At 45.4% G+C, this 13,451-nt stretch carries 14 protein-coding genes; 8 read left to right on the top strand and 6 right to left on the bottom strand.

The annotated features are described in order from the left end of the window. The first annotated feature begins 27 nt into the window (after positions 1-27). Complete coding sequence (locus MD588_RS03450) at positions 28-762, top strand: protein-L-isoaspartate(D-aspartate) O-methyltransferase (protein WP_265695447.1); 735 nt, start codon at positions 28-30, stop codon at positions 760-762. Then, positions 762-3,170, top strand: a complete 2,409-nt coding sequence (locus MD588_RS03445) for a spermidine synthase family protein (protein ID WP_265695445.1) — start codon at positions 762-764, stop codon at positions 3,168-3,170. Before MD588_RS03450 ends, MD588_RS03445 begins: the two co-directional genes overlap by 1 nt. A gap of 439 nt (positions 3,171-3,609) precedes the next feature. On the opposite strand, the gene MD588_RS03440 is transcribed toward MD588_RS03445, so the two are convergent. From MD588_RS03440 to MD588_RS03420, 5 genes are all read right to left on the bottom strand, one after another. Further along, positions 3,610-4,215 (bottom strand): cytochrome b, encoded by a 606-nt coding sequence (locus MD588_RS03440; protein WP_265695444.1) that lies wholly within the window; start codon positions 4,213-4,215, stop codon positions 3,610-3,612. Between the two features lie 231 nt (positions 4,216-4,446). After that, positions 4,447-4,863 carry a putative quinol monooxygenase gene (locus tag MD588_RS03435; protein ID WP_265695443.1) on the bottom strand — a complete coding sequence of 139 codons (417 nt, stop codon included), beginning with the start codon at positions 4,861-4,863 and terminating at the stop codon, positions 4,447-4,449. Positions 4,864-4,935: 72 nt separating this feature from the next. Next, positions 4,936-5,973 (bottom strand): alkene reductase, encoded by a 1,038-nt coding sequence (locus MD588_RS03430; RefSeq protein ID WP_265695442.1) that lies wholly within the window; start codon positions 5,971-5,973, stop codon positions 4,936-4,938. Positions 5,974-6,157: 184 nt separating this feature from the next. Continuing rightward, the gene (locus MD588_RS03425) at positions 6,158-6,718 is read right to left on the bottom strand and encodes a carboxymuconolactone decarboxylase family protein (protein ID WP_265695440.1); all 561 of its coding nucleotides are present in this window, start codon (positions 6,716-6,718) and stop codon (positions 6,158-6,160) included. Positions 6,719-6,927: 209 nt separating this feature from the next. Further along, positions 6,928-7,827 carry a LysR family transcriptional regulator gene (locus MD588_RS03420; RefSeq protein ID WP_265695439.1) on the bottom strand — a complete coding sequence of 300 codons (900 nt, stop codon included), beginning with the start codon at positions 7,825-7,827 and terminating at the stop codon, positions 6,928-6,930. Positions 7,828-8,053: 226 nt separating this feature from the next. Here MD588_RS03420 and MD588_RS03415 point away from each other — a divergent pair, with 226 nt between their 5' ends. From MD588_RS03415 to MD588_RS03390, 6 genes are all read left to right on the top strand, one after another. Next, the gene (locus tag MD588_RS03415) at positions 8,054-8,377 is read left to right on the top strand and encodes a putative quinol monooxygenase (RefSeq protein ID WP_265695438.1); all 324 of its coding nucleotides are present in this window, start codon (positions 8,054-8,056) and stop codon (positions 8,375-8,377) included. 70 nt (positions 8,378-8,447) lie between these two features. Next, positions 8,448-8,984: a nuclear transport factor 2 family protein gene (locus MD588_RS03410; RefSeq protein WP_265695437.1), complete on the top strand. Its 537-nt coding sequence runs from the start codon at positions 8,448-8,450 to the stop codon at positions 8,982-8,984. A gap of 142 nt (positions 8,985-9,126) precedes the next feature. Beyond that, positions 9,127-9,660, top strand: a complete 534-nt coding sequence (locus tag MD588_RS03405; protein WP_265695436.1) for a peroxiredoxin-like family protein — start codon at positions 9,127-9,129, stop codon at positions 9,658-9,660. Positions 9,661-9,709: 49 nt separating this feature from the next. After that, the gene (locus tag MD588_RS03400; protein WP_265695434.1) at positions 9,710-10,759 is read left to right on the top strand and encodes an alpha/beta hydrolase; all 1,050 of its coding nucleotides are present in this window, start codon (positions 9,710-9,712) and stop codon (positions 10,757-10,759) included. A 410-nt stretch (positions 10,760-11,169) separates the two neighbouring features. Next, entirely contained in the window at positions 11,170-11,613 is a 444-nt protein-coding gene (locus tag MD588_RS03395; protein WP_265695432.1) for a DMT family transporter, read from the top strand. Beyond that, entirely contained in the window at positions 11,610-12,062 is a 453-nt protein-coding gene (locus MD588_RS03390; RefSeq protein ID WP_265695430.1) for a DMT family transporter, read from the top strand. The genes MD588_RS03395 and MD588_RS03390 overlap by 4 nt, the downstream gene beginning before the upstream one ends. A 296-nt stretch (positions 12,063-12,358) precedes the next feature. Here the strand turns inward: MD588_RS03390 and MD588_RS03385 are convergent, their stop codons facing one another. Further along, complete coding sequence (locus MD588_RS03385) at positions 12,359-13,348, bottom strand: CHAD domain-containing protein (protein WP_265695429.1); 990 nt, start codon at positions 13,346-13,348, stop codon at positions 12,359-12,361. Positions 13,349-13,451 lie beyond the last annotated feature (103 nt).

Raw genomic sequence — 13,451 nt, 5'->3', positions numbered from 1 at the left:
ATTTCAAAATCCTGTAGGGAGTGCGCTATGGGTAGGTTATTGTTTCTATTTATTACCTTTGTCATATTTGGGATCCAGCCCCTTGCATCATTAGCGGTGACTGATTCCGAAAAAAATGTCCGTGCCCGAGAGATAATGGTCCAAAACCAGCTAACCAAGCGCGGCATTGTAGACAAGAGAGTGCTAATGGCAATGAGCAAGCTCCCTAGGCACCTTTTTGTTCCGAAGATTCTGGCTTTAAAAGCGTACTCGGATTCCCCCCTGCCGATCGGCGAAGGACAGACCATATCACAGCCATATATTGTTGCCCTGATGACGGAAGTGCTCGAACTCACTGGCAGTGAAAGAGTACTCGAGATAGGAACCGGCTCTGGTTACCAGGCAGCAGTGCTTTCCGAGGTAGCAAAAGAGGTGATTAGCATCGAGATCAAGGAAAAGCTCTGCACTAAGGCCAGCAAACTTCTGGACTCTCTTGGCTATACCAATGTTAAAGTACGATGTGGTGACGGCTACTTCGGCTGGAATAAGGGAGCGCCCTATGATGCTATTATGCTCACCGCTGCTGTTGACCATATCCCTCCGCCTCTTTTGGCGCAGCTTACGGATGGAGGGCGGCTGGTTCTTCCATTGGGAAACCCCTTCAGCTATCAGAACTTAGTCCTCGTCACCAAAAAGGGGGGGGACTATACGGTTTGGCAAATCGCTGGTGTTCTCTTTGTTCCCATGACCGGACACGCGATGAAGGCCTCCGGTAAAAAGTAATGATGCTCCCGACAGTTTTTCTTGTATCCCTATCTTCTCTTGCCTTCGAGATACTTCTGGCCAGGATATTCTCGATCAGCCAGTGGAATCACCTCTCTTTTATGGTGATCAGCATCGCTCTTTTCGGCTTTGCCGCAAGCGGCACCGTACTGAGTATTCTCGATTCAAGGAAAAATGGCTGGATAAAACGATTTGCAACAGAGAAAGCAACAACGGTTTTGGTGCTTCTCTACAGCTGCTCTACGCTTATTTCCTTTATTATTCTTACAAAGCTTCCCCTTGATTACTTCAGGCTATCGCTGGAGTCGATTCAGGCATTCTATCTTTTTCTCAGCTATACGCTTCTCGCGATACCGTTTTTCTTCGCAGGTTTTGTTGTGCTGGCAGCTTATGTAGAACAGCCAGAAAACACCGGTATAATCTACTTTTCCACTATGGCTGGTTCTGCTCTTGGAACAATTCTTCCCTCCCTATTACTGCCTTTTATCGGGGAAGGAAAACTCGTCATTACCGTTGCGATAGTCCCCCTTTGTTATGTCACTGCAGCCGCTTTTATAAAGAGCAAAATCAACATCGGTCCCCGTTTTCTGGTCCGGAATCTATTCTTCCCCCTAGTAAGCGTTGGTACTATGCTGCTTACTGCGACTCTGCTCTTTACCCCATGGGGAGGTGCTCAGCTGGCTGTCACCCCTTCGCCGTATAAATCGCTGAGCCAGCTTCTGCAGTTTCCACACTCAACAGTCACAGAATCGCTAAGCAGCATAACCGGCAAAATAGAAAACGTTACCAGCCCTTATATCCGTTACGCACCTGGCCTCAGTCTAAAATATAGCGGCAGCCTTCCTGAGCAAAAATCCATTTTTCGGGACGGAGACGAACAACTGGTCCTCTATGGGGCCGGCGGCAGTTCAAAGGCGTTCGATTTTGCGGCGTTTACCTTGCCAGCGGCAGGTTACGATCTTGTCCCCCTCCCTCAAAGCGCACTTCTTATCATAAGAAACGGAGGGACCAGCATACCTGCGGCACTTGCTGCTGGGATCCCCGAACTGATCGTGATTCATGAGAGCCCCAGTATATCCCGCGCCATTGGGGAGCATTATAATTTGCGTACAACCTCCGAAAATCCTCGAATATTTCTCAGGCAGTCGCAAAGAAGATACGACATCATCCATCTGGAAAGCTGGGGAACCTCCCTGCCTGGATCTGCAGCGCTGAGCCAGGAGTACCTTTTCACCAAAGAAGCCTTCGGGGAGTATCTGAACCATCTTTCTGAAAAGGGTATCATCGTTATTTCACGCAAGCTGCTTCTTCCTCCTTCCGACTCGATCCGCCTTTTTTCCACAGCACTTCAGGTCCTACGGGAGCGCGGTAAAAAAAATCCGCAGCATCACCTTGTTCTATTAAGAAACTGGGGCATTTTCACACTGATCGTTAGCAACAACCCTATTGAAAATATAGGCATTCCGGTGGACTTTGCTGAGAAGCTGAATTTCGACATTGTTTATATCCGGGATATACAGTCTTCCCTTGCCAATCGCTTCAATATTTTCGAACTCCCCCATCATTACCTTGCTATCAAGGAGCTGATCCAGCATTACAGTGAAAAAAGGGATGAACACTTTTTCGATAATTACCTTCTGGATACTGCACCACAGGATGACCACAGGCCGTTTCCAGGCCGCTTTATCAAGTGGGACAGGTTAGGTGATTTGTACCAGAGCATGGGAAGCAGACCCTATTCAATGCTTTTGTCCGGCGAAATCGTCATTGCTGTAGTTTTTTTAGAAGCGCTGGCTGTCGCTGCTTTGCTATTGCTGCTTCCCAGGCTCCTTGCCAAAGGGAGAAAAGAGCACGTTCCTTTAACGCAGAAGCTCTACTTCTTTTCCATTGGAGCAGGATTTATGTTCGTGGAGATCTATTTTATCAAGGCCTATATCCTGATCTTTTCCAGCCCGGTGTTCAGCTTTACTTTTGTCCTGGCAGGTATTCTACTCTCTTCTGGGATCGGCGGGTGGTGGTCTCAGAGAATGGGACGAAATGCTGTTATCTATTCTCTTACGTGTCTCTGCCTAGCGCTCCTTGGAATTATTTTCTTTATGGATCTGCTACTCGATTACCTTCTGAGGTTACCCGCACTACTTCGTTATCTATTTGCTCTGCTTATACTTTTTCCGTCGGGGATTTTAATGGGAGTGCCGTTCGCTCTGGGGATGCGCTGCCTTCTTACGACCCCTTTACAGCGGTCCTATGCCTGGGCGATGAACGGATGCGCCTCGGTTCTCACCTCTATTGTAGCGGCTGGACTTGCCCTGCATTTCGGCATCCAGTCCATTATGCTTTGCGCAGTAGCATTTTACTTCTTAGCGGCACTATGCTCGAAAGGTGTCAGGACAGATCATAGACAATAATTTAAGCAATATTAGAGACAGATACACACTTCGACGTACTACACTCTCCGAGCTTGCTCAGCTAAGTCAACGACTTGGGGGATTGTTGCATATGATTTAATATCTGTTATTACCCTTGTTCTAATCCATTAGATTGAGTTATGCTGAAAGTGGTTTAGCAAACTCACATTTGATTTATCCTTCTCATCTACCTGCATTATTCTCTAATGGAATAGATGACATTCAACCTTACATATTTACATTAATTAAAATCTATTATTCTTTTGCCTTATCTAAACCAGACTTTAATAAACGACAGGTAAGTAATGATATAGCGGTTAAATTTTGCAAACTCAAAACTCAACCCATGCTCTTAAATAATAGTTCAAGTTCAGAGGCCATAATAAGCATAACCTCTGACCGCTTGGAAAATGAGTGATTTCTGTTCTTACATAGCCGCTTATTTAATCCATGGTGCCATACGTTTTAGGACAATATCTTTTCGAGCAACATGATGATAAAGTGCAGCTCCAGCGTGCAAAGCAATCAGAAGCCAACTAATATATGCACCTGTGTTTTTATGAATTGCATCGATAATCGGCTCAAAGTGTTCCCAATCGGTTTGCAACCACCGTTCGACAATAAGGGAATATAGTGGTGTGTCATTAAATTTGGGAATGTCAAATAGGAAGAAAAAATTAGTATCTAATTTGGTTCCCATGTAACCCGTTATTGGCATAATAATCATGACAGCATATAAGCTCCAATGCATGGCATGAGCTGAAACGTGTTCAAACTTGCCTCCTCCTTGAACATCATTTGGCGTTTTATTCATCAGCTTCCAAAGTATGCGCAAAGCGACAAATACTGCAATAGTGATCCCAAAAGATAAATGCAGATAGAGTGCAATCATATTTGAGTTCAGCTCGGTCATGCTAAAGCCACCTTCACTAAACCAATGTCTATAGTAGACTGAAATGTAAGCACCTAAGAATCCAAATGCCACTAGCCAGTGAATAGCAATCGCAATTAGACCGTAGCTTTCCTTTGTATTTCCAAACTTCATATATATTTCCCGTTTTCGAACTTTAAAGCAGGTAATGAAAGATTGCCTATAGAATTCCATCCATTTCGTTACTGAACAATTAGTAAAAATCGACTAAGTTGTTCGATTAATTAGATAGAGTAGGATTATTTCTGGTAAGTGGTGAGAAAAGAAAGTTGCGCTGAAATCTCACCCGTCATGGCACGACGGGCGAATAAGGTTTCAACATAACAACCTAATGAGGAGCTGGTTTTATTGATGCCACTCTTTCAGCAAGTCCAGAAAGGTAATGCTCCTTGGACTAGTCAGCATTTTCGGCAAATTCTCTTCATATTCCTTACGGTAGTCTTTGGCATTCAACTGATTCTCGAAAAAGGCCTCACGGCTTGATTCAGACCATACCTCATACAGAGTGAATTTGTTTGGATCATTGGCATCGCGGTGCATGTAGGCGCTGACAAAAGTGTCCTCTTTTGACATCTTTTCGATCACGCCCAAGGCCCCCTGCTTCCACTCATCGATATATTCAGGCTTAAGATTGAATTCCACATAAAAAGCAAGCTTAGGTTGTTCCTCAGCGTAGGCTGGATTATAGCTAAGTGCTAATGTCAGCAAAGCCATTACAGCAACGACCCAACTGCTGATCTTTTCCATTTTCAAATATTGCATAGTGATACTCTCTTTAATGTTGTAGTGCTACTTGAGCAGGGATCCTTAAACATTCCTTTCTTTACTCATTCTTCATACCAGCTCGTTCAGCATCTCAACGCTGTAAGTGGTTAGAGGCTGTCGGGTACGCACCTTTTCAACGTAATCCGGGTTGGCGATCAGCGGACGGCCAATAGCGATCAGATCTGCATCCCCTTTGTGTAACGTCTTGCGGCCCCGCTCAGCATCATAGCCTCCACACGCGATCACAATGCCTTTATAAAGGCTGCGGATATATTGGGTTACCGTGCCGGCAAGATGCTCCTGCTCACTGTCTTCAAACATCCCCGTGTGAACATAGGTCAGATCGTATTGATTAAAGCGTTGCAATACATAATCCGAGACGGTTTTATCGCGTTCATCATGTTCCAAGTGTAAATAGCCCACCGGTGATACACGTAGGCCGACATGGGCAATTTCCTGCTTCACCGCATCCAGTACTTCAAACAGAATACGGGCCATGTTCTCTTCACTGCCACCCCAGTCATCTGTACGACGGTTGGTATCCCAATGCAGAAACTGATCCAACAGATAACCATTGGCAGCATGGACCTCTACACCATCAAAACCGGCTTCGCGGGCATTGGCCGCAGCCTGTGCGAAGTCCTGAATCATCAGCCGGATTTCCATCTCAGTCATTTCACGCGGCACATCGTATTGAAGATCATTAGTGCGCGGTACGCGTCCCTTCAAGGCAACGGCCGAAGGCGCTATAGGCTTCTCACCATTGAGGTAAATGGGGTGAGAAACCCGGCCGGTATGCCAGATCTGGGCGAAGATTTTGCCGCCTTTTTCATGGACTTTCCTAACCACCTTTTTCCAGCCTTCTACCTGTGCCGGGGTGAAGATAGCTGGGGTGTTGGGATACCCCTGGGCGCTTGGCGATATCATCAGAGACTCGGTGATGATCAGGCCAGTGTCAGCACGGCGGGCGTAGTAATCAGCCATCGCACCGGTCGGTACTAAATCATCATCGGCCATGCTACGGTTCATGGGGGCCATGACAATACGGTTGCTCAGAGTAAGATCACCGCTGAGCTCAAAATTGTTAAACAGGATATCTTGGTTCATAAAATACTTACCTTGCTTTAAATCGTTTTACTGGCCTCACTCCCGGCTAAACCTGGTTTACCCGGGATAACCCCGTTCAGGATTAATTTGCCCAGCGAGTCTGGTTCATACCGCCGGTAATAGCGGCCACTTTACCTTCAAGTTTCTTAGTCATAACGGTTTCCTTTAATTTACAATTTCGTATTTAACGTTCACTGGCTGGTGACCAGCGCTTGGCCATGGATATACCATCGAGCTCTGTGCCGACTAAATGATTGGTGTAATTGCTCATTACCTTTAAAGTGATCAGGGCGATTACTTCCAGTGCGTTTTGCTGGCTGTAACCGGACTTAAAAAAAGCGTCAACCAGCGTCTGTGACATCACCCCGCGCTGCTCGACAAGCTTTAGTGCGAAACTGCGTAACGTGGCTAATTTGGGATTCCCTATCGGCTGGTCATCGCGAATGGCATTGATCACTTCCATATCCACCCCGTGCGTCTCAGCGTACTGGGTATGACCAGCCATACAGTATCGACATTCATGAAAGCGATTGACTGTCATCAGTACCACCTGACGCTCGGTCGGGGTTAAGTCTGTTTTACCGGTTTGCTCAGACAGATAGACATAGCTATTGAGCAGAACCGATGATTCGGCCATGTAACCGAGCAGATTCGGTACAAAGCCCATTGATGCTTTCGCTGCCTCAAGCTGAGCCAGAGAGTCTTGTGGTGCGTTATATTGGCTGTACTTGATAAATTTACTCATTATCCCCCCTCCGGAAAGCCGTTGTTTTGCGATGGAAGAAAGATAACCGACATGCTTATCGAATAGAACGCATGGAATATGAATAGCAACTATTCCAAAACAGAATTGATAGAATGGGTAAATTGCACTTATTTGATATTTCACAAAATGGGGAGATCCGGCTCTGTATGCCGGAGAGAATTGTTATTGCCAGCCTAGTAGCCGGCAATTTACTGATAAAGAGTTTTATCAGATAACTTTTGTTTCAAGAAATCGACAAAGCATCGAACTTTAAGCGGCACATAGCGACTTTGAGGATAAATCGCATTAAAAGGAAGCGGTTTTGCTACAAAATCAGACAAAATCTGTTTCAGCTCACCCGATTTAAGATGTTCATCGACCATCCAAACCGGTAGCTGGGCAAGTCCCGTTCCATCAAGAACCAGCTTAAGGATCACATCACCGTTATCGCCCTGAAAGTTTCCATTAACAGCGACGGAGATATTCTTGTCCTGATGGAAAAAATGCCAAATGTTGACAGTTTTCAGCATCGAATACACCAGGCAATTATGGCGTCGTAATTCAGTGGGCTCTTTAGGTTCACCGTGTTGAGCCAGGTAGTCAGGAGCGGCGACTAACAACATAGGATTGTCGAACAGATGCCTGGCTATTAGGGATGAATCTTCCAGCTCTCTGGCCCGGATTGCCACATCAACACCTTCGCTGATAAGGTCCACATGCTTGTCACTTAATGTCAAATCCACCTTGATTTCAGGGTAGAGGGATAAAAACTCTGACAGTATTGGCGCGATGACAAGGCGACCAAAAACAACCGGTGCCGTGATCCTGATAATACCTTTTGGTGAAGCTACTTGGGAGCGAGCACTTGCTTCCGCTTCATCCAGTTCACCAATGATAGACACACATTTCTCATAGTATTCCGCGCCAACCTGGGTCAAAGAGAGCTCTCGGCTGCTTCTGGTTAACAACTTGACACCCAGCATGGTTTCCAGGGCTGCAACTTTTTTGCTGATTGTGGCTTGAGTTGTGTTTTTCTCTCGGGCCGCCGCTGAAAAACTGCCGGTTTGCACTACCCGGATAAAAGCCCGCATTGCACCTAACTGATCCACTTGCCTTCCTTATTAATTCCAATATCGAATAGATGGTATTCATTTTAGCATTCTTATATTCGATTTGGTTAGCGCCTATTATTGCTTCAACGTTAGGCAGCAGTCATGACCGGCCAGTTAGACCTACTGGCCAAAAATGCCCTGAAGAATATAAAGCAGCCTACCTGAATGGGAGCGATAGGCCCCTGATTAATAGAAAACATAACGTTTTAAGAGGTAAACCATTATGTCTAAACATCTCGTATTTTATGTCGAATTTGATGTAAAGCCTGAGTGTGTCGACAAGTTTGTCAAAGGCGCAACCGGTGTCCTAGAGGCGATGTCCCACGAAGATACCTTTGTATCGACCTACTTTCATCGCCACGCCGACAACCCTAACAAGTTCACCCTATACGAGCGCTGGGACGAGCCGTCCATGGATGACTTTATGAAGAACCAGTTGCAAGGCAAGTCATACCGCGACGAGTACGAAGCCTACTTGCCGGATCTACTGGCCAGCCCACGAAAGTTCACCGTACTGGATCCGATTGATGAATGGGAAAGCAAATAACCCCAGCTTTCGTTAATAACATAAACCCGCCTCAGGCCTCGCCAGAAGCGGAAAATCCGAGGAAATAATCATGAATATGCAACAAAAGATGCAAGAGCTTCTCGATAAGCAGGAAATGACAGAAATCATGTATAAGTTCGCCCGCGCCCTGGACCGGGTTGACGGTGAACTAATGAAGTCAACCTACTGGGAAGATGCGATTGAAGAACATCAGGACCCTATCTTCCCGGATCTGTTCTTTTATAACGATAATGCTCACGCCTTTGTTGAGCCTGCAATGGAAGGGTTCAAAGCCCTGAAAGTCACTCAGCACCGTATCAGCAATCCGCTGATCGAAATTGACGGCGATAAGGCGACAGCCGAGTGCTATGTCTGGGCTTACCATGTTCACGAAGAAGACGAGGTCGACAAAGAGGGCATCTTGGGTGGCCGACATCATTTCCGCTTTGAGCGTCGCGACGGCGTCTGGAAGATCAAGCACCGCTCAACCGTATTTGACTGGAACCAGAACCAGGACGCTACAGCGATCTGGGCGGAAAACTACAGCGATAAGTTACGCGGTAAACGTAATCAAGATGATGACAGCTATAACTACATCAGCATCTAAGCTGAAACCATTGTGATTGTTTAGCAGGCACAACATTTTCAAGCGGTAGTGAAGCAGTATATCCACTGCCACTGCTTCACTACTGCCTGATTTGTGCATTACCAGACGCTATTCGTATGCAAACTATGAGAAGGAAAACCCAATGACGGCGAACAAATTTAAGGCTGGCGATCAGTTTCCAATTATCGAGTTGCCCACATTAGACGGCGACAACATTTCCCTTGGTATTCCACAAACCGGCTTTGACTGGAAAATGGTGGTGGTCTACCGAGGCAAGCATTGCCCGCTTTGTACCCGCTACCTCAATGAGCTTGAAAAGCTCAAAGAAGACTTTTTTAAGCTTGGTATCGATATTGTCGCAGTTTCTGCCGACAGCGAGACACAAGTAACGGCCCATATGGCAGATCTGACGGTAAGTTATCCAGTTGCGTATGGCCTGAGCATAGAGCAGATGCAACAGTTGGGACTCTATATATCCCATCCTCGTTCGGCGCGGGAAACCGATCATCCATTTTCCGAACCCGGCCTTTATGTGATTAACGACAAGGGCCAGGTACAAGTTCTCGATATATCCAACGGTCCCTTTGTCCGACCTGAATTGGGGGTCCTGCTCTCCGGATTATCATTTATCCGCAACCCGGAGAATAACTACCCGATCCGCGGAACCTATGAGTAAACGCCAACTTAAATGACTTATTGCACGAGTCAATGAGGATATGATGAACATGAAATTACCCCAACAGTTATTAGTCACCACCTTACTATTCAGCTCTATGGTTGGTTGTGCAGCAGAACAGCCGGCAATAGAAAGTGCGGCTGCAGATCTACAGTCACAAAACGCCAGGGAATTTATCGATCCGGCTATCAAGGCTCCGCTAGAACAGCTTCCGCCAGCATTGTCTTTGATCACCAAAGATTCTGTCCTTGATGCCAGAGCCACTGTACACAAAATGCTGAAATTTCCGGACACCCCGGGCGTGAGGGTTGAAAGAAAGGAGATATTAACTACTGAAGGCGAGGTGCCTGTATTTGTATACCGTCCCGAAAATAGTACAGCGATCACCCCTGCTATCCTATGGATCCACGGTGGTGGCTATATTATGGGACGGGCGGACAGCAACGATTTTGCCGGAGAGTTTGCCAAAGAGCTAAACGCTACCGTGGTCTCTGTTGAATACCGGTTGGCTCCGGAACATCCATTCCCTGCCGGGCATAATGATGTTTATGCGGCCTTTTTATGGCTGGTAGACCACGCCAAGGAATTAGGAATCGATCCTGAACGAATTGCAGTTGGAGGAGATAGCGCCGGTGCCGGCATGGCGGCGGGGATGGTATTGCATAATCGTAATGCTCAGGGCCCGGCAATTGCTTTGCAGCTACTGATTTACCCAATGTTGGACAACTTGCACGATACCCCATCTGGCTCTATCGAAGACTATCCGGTTTGGAACAGAGAAACCTCGTTCAATGCCTGGGATATGTACCTGGGTGGCAACAACCCTGGTGAAGCGGCATCACCTTATGCGGCACCTGCCAGAGCAAAAGATGTCAGCGGATTGCCTAAAACCTTTATGACAATCGGCGCCGTTGATCTGTTCAGAGACGAAGTTGTCGATTATGCCCAACGATTAATGGCGTCAGGCGTGCCGACTGAACTGGCCGTCTTCCCGGGAATGTACCATGGTGGCCAGGTGTTCGTACCCGATGCGCCTGTTAGCCAGCAAATGCGTGGTGCATACCTATCAGCTCTGAAAGATGCACTCGCCGAGAAATAACCGTCTTTTACACAACGTCCACTCCCTTCACTTGCCTCTAAACCAGGTGAAGGGATCACCTTGGCTGTCGCTTCACTTTTCAGAAGCTTTATGTCGAGAAGCCAGCCTTTCTACAAGAAGTAAATATATGAAGATAATAAAAGAGGCATTAAGCCTCCGCCGTACAATAGGAGTAATGCTGCTCTTAGTATTGGCGATCACACCCCACGTATCCTTTGCTGGAGAAACCGCCAATGGTACTGGGTTTGAACGGCAATTCAGCGATAAAAACTGCAACAGTTATTAGATAAACAAGAAATGACAGAGGGACCAACTGCAGGGGAGCCATGGGGCATGCAGTTAGAGCTTATCTCTATTTCAAATGGCAAAACATTTATGAATCGTAACTTAGTTAACCGGTTTGACCCACGATGAACATTTTATTTGTAATATTAATTATTTTGGCTGGTATGGGGCTTTCATTTGAAGCAGGCATCCTTGGACCACTAGGCTCACAAGTTGGTAAGTTATGGGCGACGATGAGCATTGTTAGTGTGGGGGCTTTGGTGCTGTGGTTAGTTGATTACTTCACTCCACAGCAGAAGCAATATAAATGGGAAGAAATTCCTAGGTGGCAACTTATTGGTGGGATCCTTGGTTCCTTATATGTTGTCGTGTTAACGCTATCTACCCCAGTAATTAGTGTGGCAATGACCATGGTTTGCGTTTTATTTGGTCAAATCACTAAGAGTTTTGCGATCGATTATTTTGGATGGTTTGGCGTAGCTAGAAAACCAACAAACCCTATGAGAGTTATAGGGCTTATCTTCGTTCTAATTGCACTCTGCTTTAGTTATCTTGGAGCAATATTATGATTCTAATTATTTTACTGGCTATTGCCTCAGGTATGGCGTTAAGCACACAAGCCGCGATTAATGGTCAATTAGGTGAGAAAATCGGTGTTGTAAAAACCGCACTTATCACATTCGGTGTCGCTACGGTAATTACTGCATTACTTATTTTGTTTTTTGAACCTGTTTATGAATCAAATTTACTCACTGTACCTAAATGGCAACTGACTGGCGCATTCTTTGGTATTTTATATCTGGTCGTCATGGTGGCTTCAGTTCCTCGAGTTGGTATAGCAATAGCAACCGTTTCTACTATACTTGGCCAAATGATAATGAGCATGATCATTGATACGCAGGGTTGGTTGGGCAACACGCCTATCGAACTAAATCCGTGGCGAGTATCAGCCATGCTTTGTATCGCGGTAGCGCTATTTTTTATATATAAAGCAAACCAGCAAGAAATAGCACCATAAAATCTTTCTACAAAGTGACTCAGTATAGCGACGGTGATACTCATGCAAGCTTTAGAATAGAGCTTTCTGTTTCTCCGTCGCTGTAACTCAACCAGAAACTCAGTCTTATACTCCGATTTTTTTTGTAAAAGTGTTTTTTGTTTCGTATGATTTCGATTGACATCAGTTATACGTGAACATTTATATGAGAGTTATAAAAAATATCGGTATATATTTTAACTAGTTTCCTTGTTATTACTTAATATGCCAATCTGAAAGTAATTTAGAAGACTATAACCTAATCCACATCAACATTGTTAATGTAGTAGCGGTCTACTCGCTGGTAATTGGCACAATGCCTCATAATCGCTCTCAGTTTGCACTGCCAAAAAAATATCCAGCTGCTGCAATACATGAACTCTAGATTTCTGATGCTCCCTCTGAGTAATACGCAACAACTGGCTTACTGCTTTATAGCTGTGGCTGTTTTCTTTTTTACGCGCCAAATAGCGTAACAAAAAGTCCTGCTGTACAGAACTATCGTTAAAGTCCCCCAAGTAATTTTGCAGATGTTTTAACGTATTAAGCTCTCGTTGATACTCATTTGTTTTAAACAAGGGCTCAAAGTATTCCAGCAGATAACGCAACTTTTTGCAGTCAATTCTTAGCTGATGGATATCCGTATCTTTACTCTGCTCATTAATGTCTCCAGCCCGTACGCGGACTTTTTGATAACGCTTCCAAACGGCTTGCCGACCATAAACTTCGCAGGAGGTCGAGGCCGATTGCGGGGGAACATTAACCTGAATAGCATGGATATGAGCTTCAATATCCTGACAGTTTCTCCTATATAAATCTGAATTTAACCAACCGCACAGTCGTTTAAGCTCTGTTTTCCGGCGTAACTGAATATCATCAAAAAATAGCGCCAGTCCATTATGATGCTTCTGGCTAACCTGGCGGAAAAAAGTATTTGATTTCATCAGGTAGACATCTAGATCGCGCAACAAATTGGTTTCTTGCATCAGTTGCTTTAGCAAATCAGACAACCGCTTCTTATTCTCAGCTGGGTAAAGATCTTTAAGCAGGCTTATAATGGCACGGTTACGCCTGAGACAGACCCGGTATTGGTGGAGAAACTCGGGATCTACACCTTGTAATATCCCTGCTTCATAGCGACGTGCATTGGCAAACTCGATTTCAAAATAAGCATAGGTAGAAAGATAGATAGGCTTACCGGGATCCATGGTGACTTTATGTCTTTGAATTTTTTTCAATTCAACTTCACCTCGATCCTTTACACTCATGCCACTCTCCGTGTCTTTATTCTTTGATTAAGCTTAGTCAGCATAATGAGAATAAGCGATACGACATAAAGCTATCAGGCCTATAACGATCGAAGGGCAAAAA

This window comes from Photobacterium obscurum, assembly GCF_026191635.1.
Lineage (GTDB): Bacteria > Pseudomonadota > Gammaproteobacteria > Enterobacterales > Vibrionaceae > Photobacterium > Photobacterium obscurum.
The sequence above is the reverse complement of the archived record's forward strand: the minus strand, read 5'-3'. Positions and strand labels throughout refer to the sequence as shown.

Excerpts from the sequence above, each read along its gene's own strand:
- MD588_RS03450 (WP_265695447.1), top strand. The coding sequence starts at position 28 with ATGGGTAGGTTATTGTTTCTATTTATTACCTTTGTCATATTTGGGATC.
- MD588_RS03445 (WP_265695445.1), top strand. The coding sequence starts at position 762 with ATGATGCTCCCGACAGTTTTTCTTGTATCCCTATCTTCTCTTGCCTTC.
- MD588_RS03440 (WP_265695444.1), bottom strand. The coding sequence starts at position 4,215 with ATGAAGTTTGGAAATACAAAGGAAAGCTACGGTCTAATTGCGATTGCT.
- MD588_RS03435 (WP_265695443.1), bottom strand. The coding sequence starts at position 4,863 with ATGCAATATTTGAAAATGGAAAAGATCAGCAGTTGGGTCGTTGCTGTA.
- MD588_RS03430 (WP_265695442.1), bottom strand. The coding sequence starts at position 5,973 with ATGAACCAAGATATCCTGTTTAACAATTTTGAGCTCAGCGGTGATCTT.
- MD588_RS03425 (WP_265695440.1), bottom strand. The coding sequence starts at position 6,718 with ATGAGTAAATTTATCAAGTACAGCCAATATAACGCACCACAAGACTCT.
- MD588_RS03415 (WP_265695438.1), top strand. The coding sequence starts at position 8,054 with ATGTCTAAACATCTCGTATTTTATGTCGAATTTGATGTAAAGCCTGAG.
- MD588_RS03410 (WP_265695437.1), top strand. The coding sequence starts at position 8,448 with ATGAATATGCAACAAAAGATGCAAGAGCTTCTCGATAAGCAGGAAATG.
- MD588_RS03405 (WP_265695436.1), top strand. The coding sequence starts at position 9,127 with ATGACGGCGAACAAATTTAAGGCTGGCGATCAGTTTCCAATTATCGAG.
- MD588_RS03400 (WP_265695434.1), top strand. The coding sequence starts at position 9,710 with ATGAAATTACCCCAACAGTTATTAGTCACCACCTTACTATTCAGCTCT.
- MD588_RS03395 (WP_265695432.1), top strand. The coding sequence starts at position 11,170 with ATGAACATTTTATTTGTAATATTAATTATTTTGGCTGGTATGGGGCTT.
- MD588_RS03390 (WP_265695430.1), top strand. The coding sequence starts at position 11,610 with ATGATTCTAATTATTTTACTGGCTATTGCCTCAGGTATGGCGTTAAGC.
- MD588_RS03385 (WP_265695429.1), bottom strand. The coding sequence starts at position 13,348 with ATGAGTGTAAAGGATCGAGGTGAAGTTGAATTGAAAAAAATTCAAAGA.